16 protein-coding genes are annotated in these 15,601 nt (G+C 53.8%); 3 read left to right on the top strand and 13 right to left on the bottom strand.

The genetic code is table 11. The features are described 5' to 3' along the window. Entirely contained in the window at positions 1-921 is a 921-nt protein-coding gene (gene ku, locus BMZ14_RS01760; RefSeq protein WP_074793954.1) for a non-homologous end joining protein Ku, read from the bottom strand. 344 nt (positions 922-1,265) lie between these two features. Between ku and BMZ14_RS01755 the strand changes: the two genes are divergently transcribed. The 3 genes from BMZ14_RS01755 to BMZ14_RS01745 all read left to right on the top strand — a co-directional run bounded on the left by BMZ14_RS01755 (position 1,266) and on the right by BMZ14_RS01745 (position 4,327). Then, positions 1,266-1,502 (top strand): hypothetical protein, encoded by a 237-nt coding sequence (locus BMZ14_RS01755; RefSeq protein ID WP_256208311.1) that lies wholly within the window; start codon positions 1,266-1,268, stop codon positions 1,500-1,502. A 99-nt stretch (positions 1,503-1,601) separates the two neighbouring features. Next, positions 1,602-2,105: a DUF2165 family protein gene (locus BMZ14_RS01750; RefSeq protein WP_083396577.1), complete on the top strand. Its 504-nt coding sequence runs from the start codon at positions 1,602-1,604 to the stop codon at positions 2,103-2,105. Positions 2,106-2,596: 491 nt separating this feature from the next. Next, positions 2,597-4,327: an ABC transporter ATP-binding protein gene (locus BMZ14_RS01745; protein ID WP_371265527.1), complete on the top strand. Its 1,731-nt coding sequence runs from the start codon at positions 2,597-2,599 to the stop codon at positions 4,325-4,327. Between the two features lie 82 nt (positions 4,328-4,409). On the opposite strand, the gene BMZ14_RS01740 is transcribed toward BMZ14_RS01745, so the two are convergent. The 12 genes from BMZ14_RS01740 to BMZ14_RS01685 form a co-directional block, all read right to left on the bottom strand. Further along, positions 4,410-5,183: an FkbM family methyltransferase gene (locus BMZ14_RS01740; RefSeq protein WP_074793950.1), complete on the bottom strand. Its 774-nt coding sequence runs from the start codon at positions 5,181-5,183 to the stop codon at positions 4,410-4,412. Between the two features lie 171 nt (positions 5,184-5,354). After that, positions 5,355-6,341 (bottom strand): rhamnan synthesis F family protein, encoded by a 987-nt coding sequence (locus tag BMZ14_RS01735; protein ID WP_083396576.1) that lies wholly within the window; start codon positions 6,339-6,341, stop codon positions 5,355-5,357. 207 nt (positions 6,342-6,548) lie between these two features. Further along, positions 6,549-8,102, bottom strand: a complete 1,554-nt coding sequence (locus tag BMZ14_RS01730) for an alternate F1F0 ATPase, F1 subunit alpha (protein ID WP_074793948.1) — start codon at positions 8,100-8,102, stop codon at positions 6,549-6,551. Then, the gene (locus BMZ14_RS01725; RefSeq protein WP_074793946.1) at positions 8,092-8,991 is read right to left on the bottom strand and encodes a F0F1 ATP synthase subunit B family protein; all 900 of its coding nucleotides are present in this window, start codon (positions 8,989-8,991) and stop codon (positions 8,092-8,094) included. The genes BMZ14_RS01730 and BMZ14_RS01725 overlap by 11 nt, the downstream gene beginning before the upstream one ends. 3 nt (positions 8,992-8,994) lie before the next feature. Continuing rightward, a complete protein-coding gene (locus tag BMZ14_RS01720; protein WP_074793944.1) occupies positions 8,995-9,276 on the bottom strand; it encodes a F0F1 ATP synthase subunit C in 282 nt (93 codons plus the stop codon). A gap of 21 nt (positions 9,277-9,297) precedes the next feature. Continuing rightward, positions 9,298-10,038, bottom strand: a complete 741-nt coding sequence (locus BMZ14_RS01715; RefSeq protein ID WP_074793942.1) for a F0F1 ATP synthase subunit A — start codon at positions 10,036-10,038, stop codon at positions 9,298-9,300. Continuing rightward, on the bottom strand, positions 10,028-10,492 hold the full coding sequence (locus tag BMZ14_RS15210) for an ATP synthase subunit I (protein WP_074793940.1): 465 nt from the start codon (positions 10,490-10,492) through the stop codon (positions 10,028-10,030). Before BMZ14_RS15210 ends, BMZ14_RS01715 begins: the two co-directional genes overlap by 11 nt. Next, complete coding sequence (locus BMZ14_RS01705) at positions 10,485-10,856, bottom strand: AtpZ/AtpI family protein (protein WP_074793938.1); 372 nt, start codon at positions 10,854-10,856, stop codon at positions 10,485-10,487. Before BMZ14_RS01705 ends, BMZ14_RS15210 begins: the two co-directional genes overlap by 8 nt. Further along, on the bottom strand, positions 10,849-11,238 hold the full coding sequence (locus BMZ14_RS01700; RefSeq protein WP_074793936.1) for a F0F1 ATP synthase subunit epsilon: 390 nt from the start codon (positions 11,236-11,238) through the stop codon (positions 10,849-10,851). Before BMZ14_RS01700 ends, BMZ14_RS01705 begins: the two co-directional genes overlap by 8 nt. Further along, positions 11,228-12,673, bottom strand: a complete 1,446-nt coding sequence (gene atpD / locus BMZ14_RS01695) for a F0F1 ATP synthase subunit beta (protein WP_074793934.1) — start codon at positions 12,671-12,673, stop codon at positions 11,228-11,230. The genes BMZ14_RS01700 and atpD overlap by 11 nt, the downstream gene beginning before the upstream one ends. A gap of 179 nt (positions 12,674-12,852) precedes the next feature. Further along, positions 12,853-14,550, bottom strand: coding sequence for an ATP-dependent DNA ligase (locus tag BMZ14_RS01690; protein ID WP_074793932.1), 1,698 nt, complete (start codon positions 14,548-14,550; stop codon positions 12,853-12,855). Continuing rightward, a complete protein-coding gene (locus BMZ14_RS01685; RefSeq protein WP_074793930.1) occupies positions 14,543-15,580 on the bottom strand; it encodes a ligase-associated DNA damage response exonuclease in 1,038 nt (345 codons plus the stop codon). The genes BMZ14_RS01690 and BMZ14_RS01685 overlap by 8 nt, the downstream gene beginning before the upstream one ends. Positions 15,581-15,601 lie beyond the last annotated feature (21 nt).

Below are 15,601 nucleotides of genomic sequence, written 5' to 3'. Positions count from 1 at the left end.
TCACACCGCCCGACGCTTATGGGCCCCTCTCGTAGGAGGCGACTCCGTGTCTGCGCCAGCCTTTACTGACTTTCTGCCGCTGGACTTCTCGTTATCCTCCTTATCCCCGCTCTTCTTCAGGCTGCGCTGGAGCAATTCGGTAAGGTCGAGAATCTGCGCGCTGCTACGACCGGTTTCGGCTTCTTCCGGTTGAGCCACGGTTTGTATATCGCCAGTTTCGACCTTTTCAAGTACCAGTTTCATGATTTCTTCCTTGAACGAATCGCGGAATTCTTCCGGATTCCATTTTCCGCTCATGTCCATCACCAGTTGCTCGGCCATTTTCAACTCTTTTTCAGTAATGCCGGCCTCCTCGGTTCCCTCGGGCGGAAAGCTCAATTTCTCCCAACTGCGTATCTCATCGCCCCATCGCAACAGATTCAGCACAAGGGCCGGTCCTGACGGCACGAGAACCGCCAAGTGCTGCTTGGTCTGAATCACTACTCGGGCAATACCAACGCGCCGGGTTTTGAGGAGAGCCTCGCGCAGAAGCGCATAGACTTTGCCTCCCTTGTTGATAGGGACAACATAGTATGGCCGCTCAAGGTAAACGAATGGAATATCTGTGGCGGGCACAAACATTTCAATTTCGATCGTTTGCGTGGTTTTGGGATAAGCAGCGGAGATTTCCTCCTGGCTCAGAACAACATATTGGCCATCTTCATATTCGATTCCCTTGACGATGTTTTCCTTGTCGATTTCTTTCCCGGTCTTCTTGTTGATGCGCTTGTACCCGACCGGATCCATGCTGCGCTTATCGAGCCAGTCGAAATTCAATCCCTGCTCGGAAGTCGCGGAATGAAGCGCCACGGGTATGTGCACCAAACCAAAGCTTATAGCGCCTTTCCATAATGATCTGCTGCTTGAAGTTGAAGTGGTCATGATTTACTTTCAGTAAGGATAACGTTGCAAGAACTGTTGCAGACGAGGTTACCGGCACGAACCGAACCGTGCAGCTAATCCTTCCTCAGGAACTTGAACCGTAAGCCCCTTGCGGCATCCCGCAAAATCATCATGCCCTGCGAATCCCCCGCTTATCTGTGCGATGGCGTACCAAAGTGAAATTCCCTCCCGTGTGTGTTCTGTCGTACGGAACGATCAGCTAGTGGATGAGACATTGCTCATTTCCGTACGCGGATCAGGGTATTACACGTTTTGGTTTCATGTAATTTTTCGTCGATGATGGCGCGGGAATTCCTGGTCATTTCGCAAATACTTTCCTAGAGATGAATAATATGGACTATTTTTCCCTGCTACAATGGCCGGCTATGGTAGTCAACATACTTGCGGTATGGCTGCTGACTTCCCGGTCCAAGAACAAGCGTCATGCCGGGTTTCTGCTTTCTCTCCTCAGCAACGGCTTATGGATAGTCTGGGGATGGTTTGCCCAGGCCTTCGCGGTTATCGGTTTGCAGATTGCTTTGGCGGCGCTCAACATGCATGGCGTAAAAAAAACCGATTAAGCGAAGGGCAATGCCACCCCATCGTGATGCAAGCAGATTCTCCCCTTTTTCTTCATGCAGTCATGGTTTCGGGCGAAGGGAAGCAAGAGAAGCTCAAAAATGGAAAAACCGCTGGCAATTCGGGCAAGCAAGATTTTCATGGTCTTCGGCATCGGTTGCCTGGTCTTGGTAGTAGCTTTTAACAATGTCGTAGATTATCAGTCTAATTTCCTGTTTGTTCAGCACGTACTGACAATGGACACTGTTTATCCCGGGAATGCTCTAAAGCACCGTGCCATCACCGAACCTCTTCTCCACCACGCAGCATATGCATTTATAATATTCAGCCAGTTCGTCACTGCCATACTGTGCCTCTCAGGCGCACTGCGCTTGCTTCGCCATATAAAAAGCGATGAGGCGGCATTCAGCAAGGCAAAATCGTTGTCTATCGCCGGATTGTCCTGCGGATTTGGATTATGGTTTTTCGGCTTTATGGTCATCGGCGCGGAATGGTTCTGCATGTGGCAGTCGCCAGACTGGAATGGTCAGCAATCCGCTTTCCGGTTTGTCGTTTCTATCGTCCTGGTGCTAATTTACGTCGCGCAAAGTGATAAAATCGCCTGAATCAGGAAAACGATGGGAACGAGGCTGTCTGACAGAACATCGGCGGTTTAAAGTTCGCTGCATTCTGTTATCCTGCCCCCTCTGATTACATCGACAAATACCTTGCAGAAACCCTGCCCATATTTCATCGAAACATCCACAAACTGAAGAGTATCGGTCATATTTCCAGGCTAGCCGGCATCAATTTAATTTACAGACAATATTGCGGCAGAGGCAGATGTAGCGCTTCAGCGTCTCGCGCTCCCGCCGCCCTCCCCGCCGTTATTTATTTCAGCAAAGACGTTGAACAACCAACCCCTCAGTGCCGAGCATTCCTTGACCTTGCGGCAGGAGAGACCAGCTCTTGTTACGGATCACGGCGCTGTCCACGGCGTAATGCTGATCAAGAACCGGGATCTTTGGGGCTTTGCGGATTCCGGGTTCCCGTGGATGTGAGTATGCTAATCAGTAGACTGCAAATCTAAGTTATGCGAACTCTTTTTACCTATTGCATGCTCTTCCCCCGGCGTACGGCATATGTCCTGATCGCGCTGCTTGCGGCTGGCGTTGCCGAAGGGCTTAGCCTGACAGCCCTTCTCCCGCTGCTTTCGACCGCAGTGGGCGACACCGCCAATTCCGAAGTTGGACGGCGTATCGTGGGAGGGCTCCGCAGTGTGGGCATTGAACCGAGTATCGGCGTGATGTTGCTGATCATCGTTGGCGGCATGATCGTCAAGAGCCTTATATTGCTGCTGGCCAACAGACAGGTAGGCTATACCGTTGCGCGTGTGGCAACCGCGCTTCGCCTCGAATTGATCGACGCACTGCTCGCCAGCCGGTGGCAGTATTATCTCCGTCAACCCATGGGCTCTCTGGCAAACTCGGTCGCTACCGAGGCATTACGTGCAGCCAATGGGTTTGAGCATAGCGTTACCGTGCTCGCGCTGGCGATACAGGTCATGGTTTATGGGATCGTTGCCATGTTCGTTTCATGGCAGGCTACGCTTGCCTCCTTTCTCGTCGGCTTCGTGATGCTGCGGTTGCTGCACAAGCTGATCCGGGCCACGCGCCGGGCGGGAACGAAGCAGACGCAACTGCTGCGGCTCCTGCTGACGTACCTCTCCGATGTGCTGGGCTCCGTAAAATCGCTGAAAGCAATGGCGCGGGACAATGTCGCGGATGCCATTCTGCGAGATCAAACCCGGCAACTGGAAAAAGCTACGCGGCGTGAAATCATGGCGCGCGAAGCTTTAATGGCCTTGCAGGAGCCCTTGCTTGCCACCATTATCGCAATCGGCCTGTATCTGGCTCTGGTGCTATTGGACCTTTCGCTGGCTGAGGTGATGGTCATGGTCTTCCTGCTCACCCGTCTCCTGAGCTTGCTCAATAAGACTCAGCGGAAATATCAGAATCTCGCGGCGCAGGAGAGCGCTTACTGGGCCTTGCGCACGGCGATTGAAGAGGCCCGCGGTGCTGCGGAAAGAACCACCGGCACGCGGGAGCCTACGTTTCAAACGGGTATCAGCTTGCGCAACATCGATTTCGATTATGGCGCCAAGCCAATATTAGCTGGCCTCAATCTCGATATTTCCGTCAAATCGTTTACCACGATTGCGGGGCCATCAGGGGTCGGCAAAAGTACTATGCTGGACCTGCTATGCGGACTGGCTGAGCCCAAATCAGGGGAAATTCTCATAGATGGCATACCGCTGCGTGAAATCAACCCGCGGGGTTGGCGGCGCATGATCGGTTACGTGTCCCAGGAGAATATCCTGCTTCACGATACCATCCTCAGCAATATAATCGTAGGCGCGCCCGATCTCGTCGAAGCAGATGCAGAAAGAGCGCTGCGCCAGGCAGGCGCGTGGGATTTTGTCAGCGCGCTTCCGGAAGGTCTGAATACGATAGTCGGCGAACGCGGCGGGCTTCTCTCTGGCGGGCAGCGTCAGCGTATCGCAATTGCCAGGGCGCTCGCCCATCAACCGGTTTTCCTGCTGCTTGATGAACCGACCAGCGCACTAGATCCCGAAAGTGAGCGGCTGGTTTGCCAAACCCTGCAGAAGCTCGCGCAGGATCTTACTGTGGTGGCCGTATCTCATCAGCCTGCGCTGATCAACGCCGCCGATAACACCTATACCCTTTTGAACGGCAAGGTAGAGCGGCTGCAACGCTCATCCGAGGTGGAAAATGCTTCAGACATTCGATCCGTGTCACGCAAGGAAGCAAGCTCGGCTTCCCGATAGGATAAGCACCTTCCAGCCTTCCGCCGGCTTAGGCCGCGCAATCCCGCCGTGCACGCGATTACTACCCGTTAACTTATTTTCGTTAACTTATTTTTTCAAATACGAAACAGGTTTCACCCCAGTTTTTGGTTGTTTTGAATTTAACTCTCAAACCCGCCTGTTCCATCAGGCTGACAGCTTCCTGCTGCTCCTCGGGCGTTCCCAACTCGACGATAACGGATTTCAGCGCCGGGTTTCTCAAGACATTTTCCGCGCCCTTGATAATGGGGATCTCTATGCCGTCAACATCTATCTTTATGTAGTTGGGATAAGGGAAGCCCCATTTCGCGCATAAATCATCCAAGGTCACCCCGAACATGCCCTGAATATGGCTCGCGGGTCTTTTCATGTTCTTCAGATCTTCTGTACCGAACTGTGAACGGTTTCCCCCGCCTATAAACCTGGGAATATACAATTTTGAAAAGCCGCCCTGTCCGGATACGGCCACGCCATAGGCTGTAATATTTTTTTCCAGCCCGTTCAAGTGGATATTTTTATTGAGCAGATAATAATTAATGCACTGAGGCTCAAACGAAAATACCTGAATGTCATCTCCGTATTTCTTCGCCGGATATAAGGAGTATTGACCGATGTTCGCGCCGAGGTCAAAGAAGCATGCTCCGGGTTCGAAGCTGTCGAGCCAATCAAGCGTATCCGGTTCTTTTATTGAATAGGTCTTGGCCCTTTGTAGAGTCCTGAAGTTATCCACGGCGATGCGTATGGACTGGCCCTTGACGTTTACCTCTGTGAAGCCGCCTTTTATTCCGTAAAGTGCTACGGCAACGCTCGACAGAATGTTTGTGAAAAAAGAAGACATGTATGTGCCAATCGGAAATGTACTAATGGGAGTGGAAGATGAAGCGAATGCGAAGGATAGCCGGTTTGTCTGTTTTAATGCCAGATATTTTGCGGTTGTCGTGATTGGCGAACTTATTCAGTCCGCATTGAATGGCTTTGTATCGCCCGAATCCCTGCGTCGCGCTGGGATTCAAAGCTGCGGTGTCCCCTTCCTTCTATCAGGCGTAATCCAATCATCGAGGATATCCAGATTGTAGGGAGAACCGCTTTCCGCAAGCACTGCTGAAACTTCTTCCAGGCTCACGCCCTTCCTCGTCAGAAGGCTTTTTTTGAGAAACGGGAATTTGAATTCTGCAATAAGGGGTTTCCAGAGATGGAAAGTCGGCTCAACCCATGCGAGCGGCCTTTGATGATATTCAACTCTGGCCAGAACCGGCTCCAATCCATAAAGTGCCGACAGCCGGAATCGGTGCCGCAGAAGGCGGGAAAAACCCATCTCGTATCGCCGGATAACAGCAACCTTGAGCTCCAGGACATCCACCTCCTTAAAGAAACCGCTAAATTCCTCCGATAACACTACATTTTTTTTGCAGTAAAGAAAATAAGATTGCAGATGCGGGCAAACATGAAATGAATCCGTCATCCCGACGATATCGGCGTCACAGTTTTCCAGCCTGGGGATGATATCCCGGATACTGAAAAGCGGCCCGAGAACGCTATCGTTAACCAATAGAAGGCCCGCGTGGGCTTTATATTGGGCATACTTCTCCAGTCCTGTTTTCCATCCATAAAAATCGTATCCCTTATTCTCGCGATTTATGATCCTTACACAACATTTCGAAAGCTTCTTCAGGTCTGTGTCCGATACCGCCTCGCTCGAACTGATGAATATAATATTGAATCCCGCCAGCTTTAATTGATCGAGATAATGGTACACATTCTTCCGGACAATGCTCCCTTCGTCGTAGCTACAGAAAAAGCACAAAGGTCTATCGTAATCGGGAGATACCTCCCCTTCTTCATATAGCCTGACCGACGGCTTTTGGCTTATTCCCTTTCTTGCCAGTAAATAGAAGGACAAATCGCGAACGTATTTAAAATCCTTCAAGAGCGCCTTGATTTGCCACTTCATCGGCCAGTCGGGTGGCTGCTCAGTTTGGGGCGGGGATGTTTTCATGGACCGGGTCTATAACATGGATGCAGCATTCAAAAAGACCATGCAGCTTCATGCGACCCGTTGACAGAAACGGCCCTTGAATGCATGTTCCTCGGTTTCCAACATGAAGATCTGGCGTAAACGGGGACTCCATAAGGCAGGCGGATTTGGAAAGAGCCTTGGATAACCAGCTCATGAACAAACGATGAATCCGATCCGTCCTTACTTTCAGTAGGCGCCCCCAGCTACAGCTCCGGCGGCATGCAGAAAATCGGGAAGGGCTTCACGAACCGCTCCCATTATCGTTTCACGGCTACCGGCGTCCAGATTATCAGCGGCTCCGATTCGCGTCCACACCTCGGCCGGAATATCCGTTATTGCCTTGCGAACGGCCTGCTCGGCATCCTCCATTCGATCCAGGGGAACATTGTCGAAGAGTTTACCGGTCAGCGCCAGCAGTAAGACAATTTGCTCACGCACGGAAACAGGGGCGGATTCAGGTTGCTTGAGGCAGGCGCGGATGCGCCGGCCATGCTCGATGATCCTGCGTGTGGCTTCGTCCAGCCTCGCACCAAACCTGGCAAAGGTTTCAAGCTCTTCAAATTGAGCATAATCCAGTTTCAAATCACCGGCAACTGCGCGATAAACGGTCCGCTGGGCCTTGCCGCCAACACGCGACACTGATTTGCCGACGTCGACAGCAGGCAATACCCCCAATTCAAACAGCGACGGGGAGAGGTAGATCTGCCCGTCAGTGATGGAAATCAGATTGGTCGGGATGTAGGCGGAGATATCCTGCGCTTCCGTCTCGATGATCGGTAGTGCGGTTAGCGAGCCCCCGCCAAGCGAATCCCGCAAATGCGTCGCGCGCTCCAGCAGTCGCGAGTGAATATAAAAAATATCGCCGGGATAGGCTTCCCGGCCAGGCGGGCGCCGCAGCAGCAGGGAGAGTTCGCGGTAGGCGCGCGCATGGTGCGTGAGATCATCGTACACGATCAGAACATCCCGTCCCTGCTCCATGAAATATTCCGCGATGCTGGTTGCGGCATAGGGCGCGATGTAAGCGAGGCCCGGAGAATCGTTCCCTTCCGTTACGACAACGAGCGTATAGCTCATTGCGCCTTTTTCTCGCAGGGTTGCGATAACCTTGGCTACCCCTGACGCATGCTGGCCAATGGCGCAATAAACGCATAGCACGTTTTCGTTTCGTTGATTGAGTATCGTATCGATGGCAATGGCAGTCTTGCCTGTCTGCCGATCCCCCAGAATCAACTCGCGCTGACCGCGGCCAACCGGAATAAGCGCGTCGATGACCTTGATGCCTGTTTGCAGCGGCATTGTGACAGGTGCGCGGTCCATGATGGGCGGGGCCGCGCGCTCGATGGGTACCCGGGTTGTGGAAATGATCGGCGCCTTTCCGTCCCGCGGCCGCCCAAGTGGATCGATAACCCTTCCGATCAAACTGCCGCTCACCGGCACAGCCATTACATGTTCCATTCGTTCAACTTCATCACCCGCATGCAGTTGCGAGTAATCATCCAGCAAAATCACGCCGATTTCATCTTCTTCAACATTGAATGCTATCCCATACGCGTCGCCCGGAAATTTCAGCACCTCCTCGAAGCTAACGCCGGGAAGACCGGAAACTTTCGCAATACCAGCGGCAATGCTCGTAATTCTCCCCGCTTCCCGCAAGGTTAATTGCGGCGCACCGGCTTGGCAGACGCGCTCTATTTTTGCGAAGGCACTGTCGAAAATACCTTGCAGATTGTCAGGTGCCATGTTTGTGGGGGAGTTCAGGTTCGGTTTCAGATTCAGCTTCGAATTCGTGGCCGGACTGATTTTCCAGTAGCTCCCATACCTCCTTTTCCAGCGATGCGAGGTGGGCCGCAATGCTCCACGCCACCTTGTATCCACCGGCGACGAGTTCAACCCCGCTCACCAGGTCGGACCTCGTCGCGAACCGGACCGGAAGGCGAATGCCGAGGCTTTCCTCAAGCGCAGCCTCTATTGCATCTTGCTGCGCTGCGGGTAAATCAAATGCGCTGTTAACCATAAGCTCTCCGCCTGTCGCGGCTGCCGTCGACGCCGCCCTGGACGCTGCCGATGCTGCCGATGCTGCTGCCGCTGCAGGTGCCAATACGGACTTAGATCTGAAAGCCGAAGCCAACCCTGCCTTCTCCTCATCGCTTGACTCGTGCAAGCGCTTGATAAACGCTTCCACAATATGTGCCTCCAGGGTTGTGCCGGCGAGGTCAGCAAGCACTTTTCGCGCAATGGCAAATACTTCTGCGCACGTCTGCCGCACAAGCGCTTCGCTCAGGCTGCGATACTCGCGTTCCAATGCGCGCTCCCGCTTCGCCCGCAGGTTGTCCAGATCGGTCCGGGCAGCGGCCATCAACCGCTGGCGTTCGGCTTGCGCCTCGTTTGAAGCCTTGCTCAAAAGCAGCAGCCGCTGCTGGTCAAATTCATTATTCTTGTGTTGAAATTCGTCGCGCTCTTTTTCAGCTTCCAGTTTTTTCGCCTCGGCATCTGCCAGTTCCGTGGCGATTCGCCTCTCTCTCGCATCAAGAGCATTGAGAATGGGCTGGTAAAAGAAACGTTTCAACAACCATACCAGGATGAGAAAGTTGACGACTTGCGCAATGACAGTAAACCAGTCAATGAGCACGAATTACTTCCCCGCGGTCTCTGAGATAACGTAGTTCCAGAAGGGATTGGCAAAAATCAGAACCATGGAAACCACAAAGCAATAAATTGCCATGGACTCGATTATCGCCAGACCGACAAATAAGGTCCGGGTAATGGTCGCGGAAGCATCAGGTTGTTGAGCCAGTGAATTCACAGCCGTGGCGATCGCCCTTCCTTCTCCCAGGGCAGGAGCGATTACGCCAATGCTGATCGTCAAACCAGCAGTGAGAATCGATATGATCGCGATAAGTGTCATGTTGTCCATAATCTCTCCTTCGGTTTTGTTCTATTTGCTGTCTTTGAATATCGAGCCCTGAGATGATCCTCTTTTCAGATTTTCCGGACCGTTGGATTCAGCACCTTCCCGGCTTGATGCAGCAGCCGCGATATAAACCGTGGCCAGAATGCTGAAGATATAGGCTTGCACCATGCCGGTCAGCAAGCCGAGCGCACTCATGACGATCGGGAAGATAAATGGCGCGAGGCTTAGCATGATTGCAAGAATCATCGTTCCACTCATCATATTGCCGAACAGCCGGACGGCCAGAGCCAGGGTGCGCGAAAACTCTCCGATAATATTGAACGGGAGCATGAGGGGCGTCGGCTCGAGATAGGATCTCAGGTAGCCGGTCAGCCCCTGCTCCTTTATGCCATATAGCGGCACTGCGATAAACACGCAGATCGCCAGTGCCGCAGTGGTCGAGAGTGAACCTGTGGGCGGCTCATATCCGGGAATGACGGTCGCGAGACTTGCGGTCGCGACAAATACAAATAATGTGCCAAGGAATCCAAGATATATCCGGGGCTGGCGCAAACCCACTTCCTCGATCTGCTTCTTTATCGCCATGACGACGGTTTCAAGCAGATTCTGCCAGCGGGCGCGTTCCAGCCCGACGGAGAGTCTGCGGGTAATTGCTTTTGAACCGGCTGCGAGTATAAGCATCAATCCCCAGGTATATACTATTGTGGCGTTCAGTTTTAGAAAGCCATATTCCCAGAAGACGATGTCGTCGGGACTAAGGTGCATGGCCCACCCTCTCTGCTATCTCCGCCCTCTGCCCCCCGCGCATCCCCTGTGCCCCCTGTGCCCCCTGCGCCCCCTGTGTTTCCTGTGTCCCCTGTTCCTTTTCCCCCCGCTGATACAGGTTGCTTATGCCAACCGATGGCTCCGCCGTAGGGGAGACTTTCGATAGTGGTGCAGGCAAAACCCGTGTTGCCAACAGCCGGGCGAGGATAAATCCGAACAGGCCCCCAAGCAGGATTTTCCAGCTATTGCCAGACAGGCTAAGTAGAAAATAGAGCCCCATCGTGACGATACCTGTTCGCAGTATCATGCTGCCAATAAACCATAGCGCTGGTTGGCGCGCCGTCATTCCGCTACGGACGGTCCACCACAGGCCGCCAAAGAAGATTACCCCCAACAGCATGCCTGCCGCCAACGCCAACAGCAGCGCGAGCGCCTGGATCGACATTTCATTCATCGCGATCCTCCTGTTGCCCTTGTTGCTTATGGGTTTCTCTATCTTCTTTCACAACCCAATGCCAGGCATTCAAACAACCGATGAGCAGTCCGGCAAACAGCAGCGTCAGTGTCCAGGAATGACTCATGGCATGACGCCGATCAAGCCAGACGCCGAGCGCTGCGCCAAGCAGTGTTGGCACGACCACCGACCACCCGACCAGCCCGATCATGCTCAACCCGGACCAGACCGTCCGCCTGATATGCCCTTGTTCCCGTTGCGCCTTTAGTTTGCGCTTTGCCCTGGCTCCCACGAGACGGCTTAACTCCGGCTCATCCGCTACAGGTTTACCTCCCCGGCGCTTTTCATCCAAGGGATTACTCACGATAAATTTCCGAGAAACGGCGGATGAAACCGCTTTCCATTTTCGCCATCATCCGGCGCATGTGCTGTTCGTGCGCATCAAGATTTAAAAACTCATCCCTGACCGCCTCGCGCAATGCCTCAAGATCTGTTCCTTCCATGGCATTGTGAACCGAGACCAGCACATCCTTGCCCGTCTTTATCAGGATACCCTCGTCTACCGCCAGGTAAGCCTCACACTCGCCTTCTGGTTGAAAAACGAGAATTCCCGGTACCAGCGCCGCTACACAATCAAGACGGTTCGGCAGCAGCCCGAACGATCCCTCGTCAGTCTCGGCAACAATACGGGCGATCCCGGTCTTTTCCGCATAAACCTGGAAAGGCAGAAAAATTTTAAGATTCATGAACCGCGGTTTCCTGGACTTCAGCTTTAACGGCGGCTTCCCCGTTTGCGGTTTTTTTTGCCTCGGCTATCGTCCCTATCATGTATAGCGCTCTTTCAGGGATATCCTGGAATTCGTCCCCCAATATACGTTCGCAGCCATCCAGCGCATCCTTTAGACTGACCAATTTTCCCTTAATGCCCGTAAATTGCTCAGTCGTGAAAAATGGCTGGGTAAGAAAACGCTCCAGCCGCCGGGCGCGTGCGACTACATTACGGTCTTCGGGCGATAGCTGTTCCAATCCGAGCATTGCAATGATGTCCTTGAGTTCCGCATATTGCGCCAGCGTGCGCCGAATCTGCTGCGCAATCTGATAATGCCGGTGGCCGACCACCCCGGGCACGGCCATTTTGGAGTTGGACTGGAGCGGATCGATGGCAGGGTACAAGCCCTCGCTGGCGCGCTTGCGCGAGAGCACGATGGAAGCGGAAAGATGCGAAAAGGTATGTACGGCTGCGGGATCGGTGAAATCATCTGCCGGAACATATACAGCCTGAATGGATGTGATAGCGCCGGTATCCGTATTGGCGATCCGTTCTTCCAACTGTGCCAGTTCCGTGCTCATCGTTGGCTGATAACCCAGACGCGACGGCATTTGTCCCATCAACCCGGACACTTCCATTCCAGCCTGGATAAAACGGAAAACGTTATCCACCAGCAACAGCACATCACGACGCTCGTCATCGCGGAAATACTCGGCCATTGTCAGCGCCGCATGGCCAACGCGAAAGCGGGCGCCAGGTGGCTCGTTCATCTGACCAAACACCATCACCATGTTCTCGAGCACGCCCGCGATCACCATATCGCGGTAGAGTTCTTCTCCTTCGCGGCAGCGTTCGCCTATCCCGCAAAAAATACTGACGCCCTCATGTTGTCCGGCCACGTTGTGTATCATTTCGGTCAGCAATATTGTTTTGCCCACGCCCGCACCGCCAAGCAGCCCGGCTTTGCCGCCCCGCTCCAGTGGCATCAGTACATCGATGATCTTGATACCCGTCTCGAAGATTTCGGCTTTTGTGGAAAGCTTAGCCAAAGGAGGAGAGGAGTGATGAACCGTGCGCCAACTAATGTCAGCCGGTGAGGGCCCGCGGTCAATGACATTGCCGAACACGTCGAACATGCGCGAGAGCGTTCCATTACCCACTGGAGCCTTGAGTGGCCCCTCTGTATCTCTAACCGGCATACCCCTTGCAAGGCCCTGTGTCGGCGTCAAGGCAATGCCTCGCACGCTGTGGGCGTCAAGCTGGGATAAAACCTCGATAACAATCTTCTCGTCCGTTCCGGTACGTAACAAGGAATAGATGGGCGGAACCCGGGTTTCGAACCGTATATCCACGATACCGCCGCGCACGGCGATAACCGAGCCGAAATCTGAGAAAGCCGACGTGGTATTCAATCCTTAGCTCCCCGTTACCTTGGCTGCTTCTGATTTTTCAGTATAGTTCAGGTGTTATGCTATATCCATCGACCTCCCAAAAATGTGCAAGAAGTGAAAAGTGCTTCGATTCCATGATAAGCAAAGGGGCGCTCTCTTTTTCAGCGCCGCATTTCGATCGGGCTCTTATCGCGACATGACTAAGGGGGCGAGCCGACGGAGGACGTGAGGGCGGCTTTGCGGTATGGGTTGGGCAACATGGCCTTCAACATATCCAGGGTATCGGCTTCGTCGACTTTCTTGTCATCACGAATACGAAGCATACGAGGGAACCGCACGGCAACACCCGCCTTATGCCGCGGCGATGGGGCGATTCCCTCAAATCCGATTTCAAAAACCATTGTGGGCCTGACACTGCGCACCGGCCCGAATTTCTCAATCGTTGTCCTGCGGATTACCGCATCGACCCGAGCGATTTCGCGATCGGTCAGGCCGGAGTACGCTTTTGCAAATGGCACCAGCTTGCGCTCGCCTGGTGGATCACTGTCCCCGCTGCCCCCACTGTCCCAGACCGCAAAAGTGTAATCGGTGTAGAGCGAAGCGCGGCGGCCGTGCCCCCTTTGCGCGTAAACCAATACCGCATCCACTGTATAGGGGTCGATCTTCCACTTCCACCAGATGCCGCGCTCCTTGGTACGGCCTATCCCATATTGGGCGCTGACCGACTTGAGCATCATGCCTTCCACAGCCCGCGAGCGCGATGTATTCCGCATTATGCCCAGCCTGTGCCAGTCAGGCGCATCGACCAGGGGAGACAGGATCAAGCCAGGAACATCAATACTGCACACCACATCTTTCAGCCTGCTGCGACGCTCGGACTGGATAATGTGCCTGATGTCCTGGCCGCGATGTTCCAGTAAATCGAATGCGATAAACGCTGCCGGAAATTCATTTAATATTCTGGATGACAGGCTTTTGCGGCCGATCCGTTTTTGCAGATCTGCAAACGGGGCGGGACTGCCGTTTTTCCATATCACAATTTCCCCATCAATGACTGTGCCATCGGGGAGAGAAATACCGCTGATTTCAGGAAAGCGATCCGTGATGAGGTCTTCGCCGCGCGACCACAGCCAGCTTTGTCCGTTGCGTTGCACCAATTGAGCGCGAATTCCGTCATATTTCCACTCGATCTGCCACTGCCGGATATCGCCAAGCACTTGTGGATCGGCTTGCGGGCTGATCTGCAAGGGATGGGCCAGAAAAAACGGATAAGGGTGACCGTCTTTGTTCCGATGTTCAAACTCGGACTGTGCTGCAATCAGCAAGCTGTAGCGTTCCGCGCTGGGTTGCAGCGCACTGTCGGTCCATCCCATCATTCGCTGTGCAATGATCTTCGCATCCAGGCCGGCAAGCTCGCTTAATGCTCTAACTACCAGCAGCTTTGATACACCAACGCGAAACGCGCCGCTTATCAGCTTTATCAGCACAAAACGCTGCTGCGTTTCCAGTTCATTCCAGTAGCTGAACAATGCCTCCCGGGTCTTTTCCGGTGTTTCGTTCCGTAACGGGATAATTCTCTCTTCCATCCAGTTCGCGAGGGGAATACTTGTTTCATGCGAGGGCGGCGGCAGGATATGCGCAATGGTTTCGGCCAGATCTCCTACCGCCTGATAACACTCATCGAACAGCCATTCCGGAATACCCGACATTTCAGTTGAAAATTGCCGCAGGAATTTTGTCGAGATTGTCTGCCGCGGTTTTCCGCCCGCGAGAAAATAAACCGCCCATGCGGCATTGGCAGGTTCAACGTGGCTGAAATAGCGCTTCAGTGCTTCGAGCTTGCCCAGGGTGGCGGTGGTTGCGTCCAGCTCATTGTACAGCCGCGCAAAATCACGCATGACTTTCCTTGAATGCAACGGATTCGTTTTCCGCTGCATTATCCTCTTCATTCGTACCGTACTCGGTCTCGAAGGCCGAGGCATCGAGACTGTTTTCCCGTAGCCACCGTACCATGACATCTACATGCCCATGCGTAACAATCACGCGTTGTGCGCCCGTTGCGGTGATTGCCCTCATCAGGCCCGGCCAGTCTGCGTGATCAGACAGCACGAATCCCCGATCGACTGCTCGCCGCCGTCGTGCGCCCCGTAAAAGCATCCAGCCGCTCGCGAAGGCGTCGCTATAATCCCCGAACCGGCGCAGCCATGGCGAACCCGCAGACGATGGTGGAGCAATAACAAGCGCCTCGCGAAACCCGGCTTTACTGCTTGCATCGCTGACAGTCAATGTGTCAGGCAAGGATATGCCGGCGTTGCGATAAATTCGGTTAAGCGTTTCAGCAGCGCCATGGCAGATAATTGGACCTATGGAGTTGTCGATCCCGTTCAGGATGCGTTGCGCCTTGCCGAACGCATAGCAGAACAACACGCTCGCTCGTCCTTTTTCGGCGTTACTCCGCCACCATACGTTGATATCCTTGAAAATGTCGCTCGCAGCCTGCCAGCGATAGATGGGCAGACCAAAGGTCGATTCGGTGATAAAGGTGTCGCAAGGGACGGTTTCGAAGGAGTCGCAGGTACCATCCGGCTCCAGCTTGTAATCACCCGAGACAACCCATGTCTCGCCCCTGTACTCGAGACGAACCTGGGCAGAGCCGAGCACATGGCCCGCCGGGTGAAAGGAGACGGTTACGCCGTTATGGATGACGTGCTCGCCATAAGCCAGCGTCTCAAGCTGGATATCGCCCAGCCGCGACTTCAGGATGTCGGCGCCAGGAAGCGCAGCAAGGTAATGAGTATGGCCGGGCCGCGCGTGATCCGCGTGCGCATGCGTAATGATTGCACGGTCGACGGGTTGCCAGGGATCAATGTAAAACTGCCCTGGTTCACAAAAAAGCCCTTCCTTTCTTGCAACCACCAGATCGGCCATATATACACCCCAGGTTCGCCT

The sequence above is a fragment of the Nitrosospira briensis genome (genome assembly GCF_900115125.1).
GTDB classification, from domain to species: domain Bacteria; phylum Pseudomonadota; class Gammaproteobacteria; order Burkholderiales; family Nitrosomonadaceae; genus Nitrosospira; species Nitrosospira briensis_A.
The sequence above is the reverse complement of the archived record's forward strand: the minus strand, read 5'-3'. Positions and strand labels throughout refer to the sequence as shown.